The 12,795-nt window shown below is 69.9% G+C and carries 6 protein-coding genes; 4 read left to right on the top strand and 2 right to left on the bottom strand.

All coding sequences use genetic code 11. The features are described from left to right. Positions 1-4 precede the first annotated feature (4 nt). From LR393_RS09235 to LR393_RS09220, 4 genes are all read left to right on the top strand, one after another. Positions 5-1,000 carry an ATP-binding cassette domain-containing protein gene (locus LR393_RS09235; RefSeq protein ID WP_231483155.1) on the top strand — a complete coding sequence of 332 codons (996 nt, stop codon included), beginning with the start codon at positions 5-7 and terminating at the stop codon, positions 998-1,000. Continuing rightward, complete coding sequence (locus LR393_RS09230) at positions 997-1,785, top strand: ABC transporter permease (RefSeq protein WP_231483154.1); 789 nt, start codon at positions 997-999, stop codon at positions 1,783-1,785. The genes LR393_RS09235 and LR393_RS09230 overlap by 4 nt, the downstream gene beginning before the upstream one ends. Before the next feature lie 1,845 nt (positions 1,786-3,630). After that, positions 3,631-7,854 (top strand): EAL domain-containing protein, encoded by a 4,224-nt coding sequence (locus LR393_RS09225; RefSeq protein ID WP_231483153.1) that lies wholly within the window; start codon positions 3,631-3,633, stop codon positions 7,852-7,854. Between the two features lie 142 nt (positions 7,855-7,996). After that, positions 7,997-10,117 (top strand): histidine kinase N-terminal 7TM domain-containing protein, encoded by a 2,121-nt coding sequence (locus LR393_RS09220; RefSeq protein ID WP_231483152.1) that lies wholly within the window; start codon positions 7,997-7,999, stop codon positions 10,115-10,117. On the opposite strand, the gene LR393_RS09215 is transcribed toward LR393_RS09220, so the two are convergent. Next, positions 10,114-11,778 (bottom strand): sensor histidine kinase, encoded by a 1,665-nt coding sequence (locus LR393_RS09215; RefSeq protein WP_231483151.1) that lies wholly within the window; start codon positions 11,776-11,778, stop codon positions 10,114-10,116. The genes LR393_RS09220 and LR393_RS09215 overlap by 4 nt on opposite strands. A gap of 15 nt (positions 11,779-11,793) precedes the next feature. Next, positions 11,794-12,516, bottom strand: a complete 723-nt coding sequence (locus LR393_RS09210) for a response regulator transcription factor (RefSeq protein ID WP_231483150.1) — start codon at positions 12,514-12,516, stop codon at positions 11,794-11,796. Positions 12,517-12,795 lie beyond the last annotated feature (279 nt).

Below are 12,795 nucleotides of genomic sequence, written 5' to 3'. Positions count from 1 at the left end.
CACCATGACCGTTCCACCCGTTCCCTCCGCCCCGAGAACCGGACGTCCCGGCGAACTCGCGATCGACGTCCGCAATCTGTGCAAGAAGTTCGGCGATCACACGGTGCTCGACGGCATCGACCTCGCCGTGCCGAGGGGCACCGTCTTCGCCCTGCTCGGCCCGAACGGCGCCGGCAAGACCACCACCGTGAACATCCTTTCCACCCTGCTGGCCCCCGACTCCGGTACCGTCCGGATCGCCGGGCACGATCTGGCCGCCGAACCGGCGCGGGTGCGTGCGGCGATCGGCGTCACCGGTCAGTTCGCCGCGATCGACGACCTGCTCACCGGCTCCGAGAACCTCGTGCTGATGGGGCGTCTGCATCATCTGGACCGGGCCGAGACCCGGCGCCGCAGCGAGACCCTGCTGGCGCAGTTCGGTCTCACCGAGGTCGGCGGCAAACTTCCCACCACCTACTCCGGTGGCATGCGGCGCCGGCTCGACCTGGCGATGGGTCTCATGGGCCGGCCCGACGTGGTCTTCCTCGACGAACCCACCACCGGGCTGGATCCCCGCAGCCGACGGGAGATGTGGGACGTCGTCCGCGAGTTGGTCGCGGGCGGGGTCACGGTGCTGCTCACCACCCAGTACCTGGAGGAGGCCGATCAGCTCGCCGACCGGATCGCCCTGCTCGACGGCGGGCGGATCGTGGCGCAGGGTACCGAGGCCGAGCTCAAGCGGCTCATCCCGGGCGGGCGCATCACCCTGCGGTTCGCCGACGCCCAGGCGCTGGGGCGGGCCGAGCTCCTCCTGGACCACACGGCCGCCCGGCCCGAAGAGCTGAGCCTCGACGTGGTCGGGCCCGCGGACGTCCCCCAGGTTCGGAGTCTCCTGAATCTTCTCGACTCCGAACGGATTCCGGTGGACGACATCGTGCTGCACACCCCCGATCTGGATGACGTGTTCCTCGCCCTCACCGGGCGTCCACAGAACGACCGGAAGCAGGAGGCATCGAGATGAGTACCGCGATCACCGACTCCGTCACCATGTTCACCCGGCAGACCCGGCGTCTGTCGCGATACCCCGAGCTGACGGTGATCGTGCTCGCGGTTCCGCTCGTCTTCCTGCTGCTGTTCGTGTTCGTCTTCGGTGGCACGCTCGGCGCAGGGCTGAGTGCGGGGGCCACCGGCGATCGGAGCGACTACACCAACTACGTCATGCCCGGGATCCTGCTCATGACCATCAGCCTGGTCGCGGCCGGCACCTCGACCGGCGTCACCCAGGACATGACCACCGGCATCATGGCCCGGTTCCGCACCCTGTCGATCTCGCCCGGTTCCGTGCTCACCGGTCACGCCCTGGCCTCCGTCCTGCAGAGCCTGATCTCGCTGGCCGTCGTGATCGTGGTCGGCCTGATCATCGGGTTCCGGCCGGAGGCAGGTCTTCTCGGCTGGCTCGGCACGCTGGCCCTGCTGCTCGGCCTGTCGCTGGCCATTGCCTGGCTGGCTGTCGCCGGTGGCCTGATCGCACGCTCGGTGGAGACCGCGAGCAACTTCTCCGCCCCGTTGACCGTTCTTCCCTTCCTGGGCAGCGGTTTCGTGCCCACCGACTCGATGCCCGGCCCGCTGGCCGGGTTCGCCGAGAATCAGCCGTTCACGCCGATCATGGACACTCTGCGCGCTCTGATGCTCGGCACCGACCTCGGGGCGGGGACCGCCGCGGTCGCGGCGGGTTGGTGCGTCGTGCTGACAGCGATCGGATACGCCTGGTCCCGGCGTGTCTACGCCCGTCCTCGTCGTGCCTGACGCATCCTTGTCAGGTCTTTCGGCGCACGGATCCGATGTGCGCAAGGTCCGAACCGGCGGTGTGCCTGCCGCCGAGTGCCCGATGGCTTGAGTGAGACGTTCGGCCGACCCACCTCGCATTACCCCTTCAGCAACGTTCCGTAAACAGCATCGCCCCGTGTTCCCGTCCCGGCCGGTAGTGCCGGACGGCCGGAACGCGGGGTTCGGTGCGTTTTGCCCAGGGTGCTATCCGCTGGCCTGCCGGATTTGTCGCCCAACGGAAACTGTTGTGCTCGAACCTCTTACCGGTCGTCCCAGAGGAGGGGGACAAGTGGTCGTTGGGTCGTGTGGGGCGGTCGCGGGGTGCTTGCACAGGGTCCTGATCAGGTGCGCCGAGAAGGGGATACCGACTACTCTCCACACTTGAAAGAACACGATCCGTGTTTGAGGTCGGATCGCGGGATGCGGGAAGGAGGGGGCATGACGCTCCTGCATGGCGGTGGTGCCAAGGGCGCCGGAAGGCAACGCGGCAACCGGCAACGTTCTGTCGATGCCGATCCTGGCCCTGCCCTGCGCTCTCTCCTTCCGAGGACCGTCGAGCCGGACGGGTCTGCCGATGAAGGCGTGACGACCGAGGCCGATCTCGTCACCCGGGCCGCACGGACCGCAGGGGAAGCCGAGGTGGAGGCTGGACGTGAGCACACCGAACAGCCCGCTGAGGGCTCGTCCGGTGCCGGTCGTGACGCTGCTCCGGGTTCCGGTGATCTGTCCTGGGCCGAGATGGTGAGCGGACGGTCCGGGGGCCGGCGGAGCGCTCGGTCTGCTCCACGTCTGGAGATGGGAAGCAAGTATCGCCTCCAGTTCGGCCCCTCGGGGCAGGCCCGGTCCGAGGCCGACCCGGCTGTCGGAGCTCCTGCGAATGTGCTTGCTGACGAGGGTGATCGGGATGGTTCAGCCATCACATCCGATCCGGCGGAGAGCTATGTCGATTCGCCCGGGGGCTCTGCTGCTGACGTGATGGATGTGGCTGGTGAGTTCGACCATCGCGCGGGGGTCCGGGGCGGTTCTCGGGGTGGGGATCCGGCGCGCGGGGGATCGGGGCAGGTGGGGCAGTCGTTGGCTGGGTCATCGGCTGGAGGCCCGTCCGACGCCGAAGTCGGTACGGAGGGGAACGATCACCTCAGGACGACCGGCTCGGCGGCGGAGGTCGGTCGCCCTGGGCGGGGTGCTGGGGACGTGGATGGTCGGGGCGCCGCTGATGCGGGCCCGGAGACGGTCGGCAACGGCGTCATCGGTGGCAGTGGCAGCGGTGGCAGCGCGACCGGGGCCGGTGCGGCTGGAACTTCCTCGTTCGGGCTTTCTTCCGTCCCCATCGAGGATCGGATGACGTCCGCGCGCCCTGACCCCGCACCAGTTGTCCAGTCCGGGCTCGGAGCATTCCCGGCGAACGGAGAGGGCCACCGCCCCGGCGAACTGTCTGCTGCTGCGCGGTCAGGTGCGACCGGCGCGATGACTGCGAATCTTGACCAGATTCTCGATCGTGATCAGGCAGAAGTCCCCCGGGAGGCCGGGGGGCCGTCTGATCACGAACAGGGGGACGGGGCGCCGTCGCCGAGCGGAGGTGGTCGCCGCAGCCGAGGGTCGGAGATGGGTGACGAGCCGCTCGCCGGCCCCGGAGCTGATCTCCCCGGACTGGGCTCCGGGCTGCCGGGTGTGGACCGGCCACACGCCACGACTGGATCGGGTCCGGCCGGCCGGACCTTCCCTGCTGCTGAATGGTCTTCTGACATCGAAGCTTCCAGAGTCGACGGGTTCGCTGACCCGGAGCCGTCCAGTGCTGACGAGCTGCCCGTGGTGGAAGACGCGGTGACCCTGGACGCTGCGCTCCACCGGATCGCGGATGCCGGGCCGACCTCGGCCGAGGTGCTCGAGGAACTGGTGCGTGACGCCGGTCTGCTGATGGACGCCCCGACGCGGATCGCGAGCGTGGTGGACGACCGGCTGATCTGGACGGCGGCCTACGGTGACGACTCGGTCGAGCTGGGGTCTGAGGTTCTGCTGGAGAACACCGCTTGCGGGGCGGCGTGGGGGACGGCGCTGATCCAGCACGTGGCCGCCATCGATCCGGAGAGTGATTCTGCGACCGGTGGTTCCGAGCTGAACACCGGGTGCTGCGGTTCGGCGGCGGCGGTGCTGGCGGTTCCATTGCTACGTGCGGCGCCGGCGGGATCGGGGCGGCACGCGAGCGTCACCCGCGAGGTGCTGGCCGTGCTGGCCTTCACCGCGGACCGGCCGGGCTGGTTCACCGACGAGGATATCGAGGCCACGGCCGACCTGGCCGAGGTGGCCGGCGAGCGGATCGCCACGCTCGAGGAAGAAGACGAGAGCCCGGTTGCCCGCAGGGCGGCCGAGTCGGAGACGGCGGGGCCACGGACGCGGCTGGAATCATGGCTGGCCGACCGGCAGCAGGCCGGTGCTGCCGTGGGGAGGCCGTCTGGTGCGGCGGTGCCCGAGCCGGCCGACGAGGGTTTTGACCGATGGTTCACGCCGAACGTGCCGGTAGCCTCCTACGAAACGGAAAACCCAGCAGCATCAGCGGTTTTTGTTGCTCTGGCGGCGGCCGAGGAACCCGCTCCGGAGCGGCCTGTCCCGTCGCCCGACGGCCGGCCGGAGTATCAGCACGATCCGTTCGGCCTGTTCACCCCGCAACCGCGGGAGTACCAGGCCGAGTTCACCAGTGATCCGGTCGCGGATCAGAACGCTGAGCGGGACCAGGTCTCCGCACTCGACCAGTTCTTCGGCCCGACCGCTTTCGAGAGGGAAGACGCCCCCGGCCGGTCGGTTCCGACCGCGGGCACCTTCGACTGGAGCGACGGTCAGTCGCTCGACGAGGCACTGAACCCGGAGGACGAGGACGAGGCCCCGGCCGGTTCGACGCTCGGTGAGTCGGCCGGGAGCGCGACGGAGATAACACCTTCCGGGGCGCTCGAGGTGATGTCCGGGCCGATGGGTGAGCGTCGCGCCCGCCGGGAGCGCGATCGTGCCGCCCGGGTGGACGATGAGGAGTTCATCGGACAGTCCGAGGCGGGGTGCCCGGTCGGAGCGGCTTGGCCGGCGGAAGGCGCAGACCGTCGGGTGGCCGAATCCGTTCAGCCGGTGGACGTGGGTCGGCACGACGCACCAGAAGCAGAGCGGCCGGTCGTGTCCGAGTCGCAGAGCGAGTCCCAGGAGCAGAGTTCGATAGGCCAATGGGTCGAGGCCCCGCGTCGTTCCATGGCGAGGCGCGCGGCCGAAGGCCGACAGCAGCGAGAGTCCCAGCAGTCGTCCGGGACCGGACAGCAGTCGGACACCGGTTCGTGGATGAGTGCCGACGGGCAGTCGGAGGCCGGGCAGCAGGTCGAGCCGGACGCAGCGGCAACGGGTTCGGTGTCCCGGGTCGGGCAGACCGGGTCGTTCTCGCCGGTGGCTCAGGCATCGTCGTCCGACTACCTGACGTCGACCGGGACGGGCCAGTTCGAGGCGGTCGGGATCGACACCGGAAGCCTTGTCGCCGAAACCACCGAAACCACCGAATTCACCGAAACCGGCACGGAGGCGCTGGAGGCCGAGGACGACGAGGCCCCGGACGAGATCTGGGTGCGGGACCAGGCGCTCGACCTGGACACCGGGACCGCGGGAAACGGGGAACCAGGCTGGGCCGGCCAGAACACCGGCCGGAACATCGCCCCCACCGCCATGCACGCGCGTCTGGCCGAGATGCGCGGAACCCCGCGAGTCGTCAACCGGGTCAACGGTTCACCGGAACTGCGCCAGGACCTCGGTCTTGAGCTGCTCACACCTCCCCACGGAAGCCAGATCCCCGCAACCACGGGAGGCCGGGCGAACGGCCCGGCGTTCTTCGGGGGCTCCCTTCCCGTCGACGACCGGCGGGTGCCGGGCGCGCGCAACCGTGGTGAACGTCCACCATCCGGTTCTGCTCTGTCGATCTCGATGCCCTCGGCCGACAGCATGGGGTTGTGGCAGTGGGATGCCGTGACCAACGCCGTGGCCTGGTCGTCACCGGTGGCCCGTCTGCTGGGGATGCCCGCCGATGTGGAGCTGGATCTGGGCACGATCCGGTCGGTGCTGGCGGGTGCCGATCGCGGCCGGTTCGATGTGGCCGTGCAGGCGATCGTCAGTGGTCGCGGGGTGGCCGGGGCGCTGCGCCTGCGCACCCGGGACGGGCAGGCCAAGCACGCCTACGCCTGGAGCGAGGTGCGGCGCGACGACGAGGGCAACCTGCTGGGGGCCTGGGGCGGCGTCGTCGACATCACCGCGTTCGAGCGGGATGCCGATGTGCTGCGGTCGGGTCTGGCCGGGTTGCGGGCGGCGCAGGAACTGGCGGGTCTGGCCACCTGGGAATGGCGGCCGGAGACGGCGGAGCTCATCTGGTCGGACGAGATGTACCGGCTGGTCGGTGTTCCCGCGGAGAACTTCGATCCCGACCTGGATCGCTGGCAGGCCTTCGTACATCCGGACGACCTGGACCGGGCCCGCCGGGTGGACGTGGACCTCGACCCGCAGGGCTCCGAGGACGAGTGCGTCGAGACGTTCCGGCTGATCGGGACCGGCGGCGAGATCCGGCACGTGCAGTCGTGGGCGACGCCGGGGCGGGCGCCCGACGGCACGATCACCGCGGTCTACGGCGCCACGATCGACGTGACCCGTCAGGTGCGCGACCGGATCGAGCTGGAGCGGGTCGCGGCCACCGACCCGGTGACGGGCCTGGGTAACCGGGCCTCCTACGAGCGGCGTCTGCAACTGCTGCTGCGGGCCACCGGACCGACTCCGGGTGCCGCCGAGAATGCGCTCAGTGTGGTTCTTCTCGACCTCGACCGGTTCAAGGTGGTGAACGACAGCCTGGGCCACGAGACCGGTGACCGACTGCTGATCGAGGTGGCCCGCCGCCTGGTCGCGGTGGTGCCGGACGGTTCGCTGATCGCCCGGATGAGCGGCGACGAGTTCGTGGTCGTGGTCCCGGCGGGCTGGTCACAGGCCCGGGTGGTGGGTCTGGCCCAGACGATGCTGGAGGCCCTGCGGGCTCCCTACGTGCTGCCGGGATCGGGCGAGGTGCTGATCTGCCCGGGCAGCGCGGGAATCGCGAGCAACCGGGGGCGTCCGGGCTCGACCGGGGCCGACCTGCTGCGGGAGGCCGACATCGCCCTGCACCAGGCGAAGGACGCGGGTCGCGACGGTTACGCGGTGTTCGACGAAGCCCTGCGGGAAGGTGTGCGCGAGCGCCGCCGCACCGAGCAGCGGTTGCGGATGGCGCTGGCCGACCGGGGTCTGATGCTGGAGTACCAGCCGATCATCAACCTGAGCACGAACCGGATCATCGGGGCCGAGGCCCTGGTGCGGCTCCAGGACCCGCAGGGTGGTGAGCAGCTGCTGGAACCCGGCAAGTTCCTCGACATCGCCGAGAAGACCGGCTTGATCGTGGATGTCGACACCTGGGTGATCAACGAGGTGATCGCGCAACTCCGGTCGTGGTCGGAGAACGCGGAGGATCTGCGGGCGGCCGATGCCCGGATCGGCGACCAGACGGGTCGTGGGCAGGTCACGCCGCCGTGGCTGGCGATCAACCTGTCGGCCCGTTCCACCGAGCACCCGGGCCTGGCGTTCCACCTGATCGACGCGGTGCGCCGGGGCGACTTCGGCCCCGAGAAGCTGAAGGTCGAGCTGACCGAGCAGGCGTTCGCCAACGTCGACCCGGCCGTGGACAGCGCGCTGAAGGAGCTGATCTCGGCGGGGATCGGGGTCGGGATCGACGACTTCGGTTCCGGCCGGTCGGGTCTGGCCGGGTTGCAGCGCTACAGCTTCGACTTCATGAAGATCGACCGCTCGTTCGTCACCCCGGTCGGCGAGGACTCCCGCGCCGACGCGGTGGTGACGGCCATCGTCGACCTCGCCCACGCGCACGGGATGCGGGTGATCGCCGAGGGCGTGGAGTCGGGCCGGCAGGCGCGGCGTCTGCGGGAGATTGGCTGTGACTACGCGCAGGGCTATCACTTCGGCCGACCCGGTGACGTTTCACGCATCATCCGCGGATAACCTCATCACCCTGCGCCCCGGGTTCACTCCGCATACCCTGTTCACCTGGGCAATCAAGGAGCAGCCGGGCGGTGCTCGCACTGTGGGCTTCCGTCGGTGCTGAACTGACGGGTGACGTGGTCGCGGGGAGGTATCAAGCGCGGTGTCGTGGTCGGCCTGGTTGGTCTGCGCTCTGGTGGCCGGTGGTGTCGGTTACCTGTCGCTGGCCGGGTTCGTCTGGGCCAATCGCCAGGGCATCGGCAGCCGCCCGCTGGTGGTCATGCTGCTCGCGGTCAAGGTCTGGTCGATCTGTTATGCCCTGGAGCTGAGCAGTACCTCTCCCGAGGTCGCCCAGTGGTGGTCGGCGCTGAAGTATTTCGGCGTGGTGGCCCTGCCCCCGGCGCTGTGGAGTTTCGTCTTCGCCTACACCGGTCGCGGGCGGATGACGCGAAGATCCACGATCCTGCTCACGATCCACCCGGTCGTGATGATGACCCTCATCCTGGTGCCCGCGACGCGTCCTCTGATCCAGGACTATTCGCACACCAGCCAGGTGCTCGGTGCCCAGGTGCCCGGAGCCGGACCGCTCTTCTGGCCGCACGCCGTCTACGTCTACGTGCTGATGCTGGGCGCCGACTTCGTCCTGATGGCCCGCCTGACCAAGATCGCCCCGCCCTACCGCCGCCAGGGCGCCCTGCTGATCGCCGCGTCCCTGCTGCCCTGCTTCGGCAACGTGCTCTGGAACGCCGGTCTGTTCCGCGCCGGGATGATCGACCCCACGCCGTTCCTCTTCGGCATCACCGCGGTGGTGCTGGTCTGGGGCTTCTTCCGGCTGCGCCTGCTCGACCTCACGCCGGTCGCCCGCGGCATCGTGATCGAGCAGATGAACGACGGCGTGCTGGTGCTCGACGTGTACGGCCGGGTGGTCGACGCGAACGCCGCCGGGGCCTCGATCATCAGCTTCCCGCGCCGGGCCATGATCGGCCGCTACGTGGTGGACGTGGTGCCCGGCCTGGCCACGGTGCTGGAGAAGCAGGAGGTCGGCTCGGCCGTCGACGCGGTCGAGGACGAGGTGCTGATCTACCCGGTTCCCGGCGCCGACACCGCCGACGAGATGCTGCCCGGCTTCTGGGGCGGGCTCTTCGCCCGGCCCGATCTGACCGGCCCGGAGAAACCGCTGCGCCTCACCGGGCGTCCGCTGAGTGTCGCGGCTCTCGAGATCGACCACCGCACGGACCCTTCGGGGCTCCCGGGGCCCACCGGAAAGGACCGGCCCCGGGAGCGCACAGGGGAGCAACTCGTCCTCGGGCCGCCACGCGACGTAGCCGTCTCGATGACCTGGGTGACCGATCCGGTCGGCCGGCAGATCGCGCGGCTCGTGGTCCTGCGCGACGTGACCGAGCGCAACCGCACCGAGAGGCAGCTGCGAGAGCTGCTGAACGAGCAGACCCGCCTGTCCGAGACCCTGCGCCAGAGCCTGCGTCCCGCCTCGTTACCGCAGTTGCCCGCCCTGCGGTTCGCCGCCCGGTCGGTGCCCTCGGCGCGCGGTGAGGGCGTGGGCGGCGACTTCTACGACGTGCACCCGGCGGGCGGTGGTGAGTCCGCGTTCGTGCTCGGGGACGTCTCCGGCAAGGGGGTTCACGCGGCCGTGGTCACCTCGATGGCCCGCTACACCGTTCGCACCCTGAGCGCCCAGGGCTGGACCCCGAGCGAGGTGCTGCGGCAGCTCAACCGGGCCCTGCAGACTCCGGACGACCTGGAGCGGTTCTGCACGGTGGTCTACGGGCTGGTCAGCGATCCCGGGCCGGACGAGCGGCGGATCCGCGTGACGCTGAGCCTGGGTGGTCACCCGCCGCCGCTGCTGCGCCGGCACCGCGACGGGTCGGTGCACACGGTCGGGCGGCCCGGTACGGCCCTGGGCCTGCTGCCGTCGGTGGACGTTCACGAGGTGGTGGTCGATCTCGAAGCAGGGGACGTCCTGCTCGCCTACACGGACGGGGTCACCGAGGCACGGGTCGGCGACGAGCAGTTCGGCGAGAAACGTCTGGCCGAGGTGCTGGCGGCCGTGCCCCGCGGTATCGGCCCGGCCTGGCCGTCACCGGCCTGGAGGCTGGAACACCCCGAGTACGAGCGCAATCCGTGGACCGACCAGAGCGAGCAGAGTGGGCCCGGCCATCCGGCGACCCAGCTGGCCGACGCGGTGGCGGATTCCGTGCTGGCGGCGGTGCGGTCGTTCGCACCGGAACGGGACGACGTGGCGCTCCTGGTCCTGGCCGCTACCTAGGGCCGGATGACCGGGATTCCCTGGGGCTGGGTGACCGCGTCCACCGGGATGTCCCTCGGGGGCAGCGCCGTCGGGGGCAGCGCCGCGTCGGGCTCCTCGACCTCGTCCATCGGCTCGTAGAGGTCTTCGGGCGGCTCGGCCGGCAACCGCACCGAGAAACAGGTGCGACCGGGCTGACTGGTCACGTCGACCTGACCCTCGTGGGCGAGCACCACGGCCGACACGATGGACAGCCCCAGACCGGTGCTGCCCGCCGTCCGCGATCGTGAATTGTCGCCGCGGGCGAACCGGTTGAACACCTCAGGCAGGAGATCGGGAGCGATGCCCGGGCCATTGTCGGTGATCGTGAGCAGGGCCTCGGGAGTGCCCTGTTCGCTGATCACCAGCCGCAGCGCGGCCTCCACGACGGTGCCGGGCGGGGTGTGCACCCGGGCGTTGGCCATCAGGTTCACCACCACCTGGTGCAGCTGCGGCTCGTCACCGGTCACCACGACCGGGACGTTCGGCAGATTCAGCTGCCAGCGGTGGGTGGGACCGGCCGCGTGCGCGTCGCTGACGGTGTTGACCAGCAGATCGGTGAGGTCGACCGGGTCCTTGGCGGTGGGCCGGCCCTCGTCCAGCCGGGCCAGCAGCAGCAGTTCCTCCACCAGCCCGCTCATCCGGATCGCCTCGGACTCCACCCGGCTCAGCGAATGCGCGACCTCGGGCGGCACGTGCTGCCCGGTGCGGCGGGTGAGTTCGGCGTAACCGCGGATCGAGGCCAGTGGGGTGCGCAGCTCGTGACTGGCGTCGGCCACGAACCGGCGCATCCGGGCCTCGCTGGCGTTGCGGGCCTGAAGTGCGTTGTCGACGTGGCCCAGCAGCGTGTTCAGGGCCGACCCGACCTGTCCGACCTCGGTGGCCGGATCGGTGTCCTGCTCCGGAACCCGGGTGGGCAGTGCGGTCTTGCCCTCGTGCAGGGGCAGTTCCTTGACGCCGGTGGCCACTTCGGCCAGCCGGTTGAGTGGTCGCAGGGTGCGTCGCACGATCAGCCCACCGACGAAGGCCACCGTGAGCAGCCCGAAGATGCTCACCGCGAGGACCGCGGCGGTCAGGCGCCACACCGCGGCCTGCACCGAGCTCAACGGCAGACCGGTGACCAGGGTGAGGTCGGTGCCGTCGCGCTGGATGACCAGAGCGATCACCCGGTACCGGCCCAGGTCGCCGCCCAGGTCCACGGTGTGCGGCTCCCGGTCGACGGGAACCTCGGCGACCGTCTTCTTCTGGTCGGTGGTCAGGGCCACCGTCTCCCCGGCCGGGCTTAGTACCGCTGCGGTGCTGACCGTTCCGTCGGCCTCGATCTCCACGCCGAGGGTGTCCTCGCCCTGGCCCGGGGCGTTCAGGAAGTTCGGGCCCGGTCCGTTCTGGTTGCCCGGCCGGTTCTCGGACGGAGGCCGGCCGGCGAAGTCCCGCGAACGCCGCACCGCCGAGGTGAGCTGATTGTCCAGGCGCTCCTCCAGGAACACCTGGAGCGAGAACACGGCTACCAGCCCGATGACGATGCTGATCGTCGCGGTGAGGGCGATCGACAGCAGGACCAGACGCCGGCGCAGCGTGGTGCGCCCCCTGCGCAGCGGCTTCACGCCGGCGTGCCGGGACCTGCGGGAGCTGATCGACCTCATCCGTAGGGCATCGGGTCAGGCGGCGGCGGGTTTGAGCACGTAGCCCGCGCCCCGCACCGTGTGGATCATCGGGGTACGACCCGCGTCGATCTTCTTGCGCAGGTAGGAGATGTACAGCTCGACCACATTGGCCTGGCCGCCGAAGTCGTAGTTCCACACCCGGTCGAGGATCTGGGCCTTGCTCAGCACCCGCCGCGGGTTGCGCATCAGGTACCGCAGCAGCTCGAACTCGGTGGCCGTCAGCTTCACCGTGGCCCCGTCGCGGGAGACCTCGTGGCTGTCCTCGTCGAGGATCAGGTCACCGACCGTCAGCTGCGCGTCCGGCGGCTGGGCGGCCAGGCTGGTGCGGCGGATCAGCCCACGCAGCCGGGCCACCACCTCTTCCAGACTGAAGGGCTTGGTCACGTAGTCATCGCCACCGGCGGTGATACCGGCGATGCGGTCCTCCACCGAGTCGCGGGCGGTGAGGAAAAGAACCGGGATGTCCCGGTCGTCCTCGCGGAGACGACGAAGCACGTTCAGACCGTCGATGTCGGGCAGCATCACATCGAGCACGACGGCGTCGGGGCGCCAGTCGCGAGCCTCCTTGACGGCGGTGTTGCCGTCCGGAGCGGAACGGACCTGCCAGCCCTCGTAACGCAGGGCCATGGTCAGCAGGTCGGTGAGGGTGCGTTCGTCGTCCACCACAAGCACGCGAACGGGCGCGCCGTTGGGGTGGCGTAGGGGGGCGGTCGTCACAGGAATCAAGCTGGTCGTCAAAGCTGAACGACAGCCGCCGTATATCTGTGAAAAGCCTGTGAGCGTGTCCGGAGCGCGGACGTATGTCCAGGTCAAGGGCATTTGCCCAGTGGTCATGGCTGATTCATAGCGTCACCACAGCCCTGGTGCAGCGGTCTCCGCGACGGTGTGGCGTCCGCTGAACCGCCAGTGCGCCCAAAAGGCCACCGGATAAGGAGATACGAGCTTGAATCTGGGTTTTGGGCTGTACGTCCCACGGGCCGTACGGACAACGGGGAC

It is taken from the genome of Kineosporia mesophila (genome assembly GCF_021129235.1).
Lineage (GTDB): Bacteria > Actinomycetota > Actinomycetes > Actinomycetales > Kineosporiaceae > Kineosporia > Kineosporia mesophila.
This window is presented reverse-complemented; position numbering and strand designations above follow the sequence as displayed.

Coding starts and splice junctions, on each gene's coding strand:
- LR393_RS09215 (WP_231483151.1), bottom strand. CDS start 11,778: ATGAGGTCGATCAGCTCCCGCAGGTCCCGGCACGCCGGCGTGAAGCCG.
- LR393_RS09230 (WP_231483154.1), top strand. CDS start 997: ATGAGTACCGCGATCACCGACTCCGTCACCATGTTCACCCGGCAGACC.
- LR393_RS09235 (WP_231483155.1), top strand. CDS start 5: ATGACCGTTCCACCCGTTCCCTCCGCCCCGAGAACCGGACGTCCCGGC.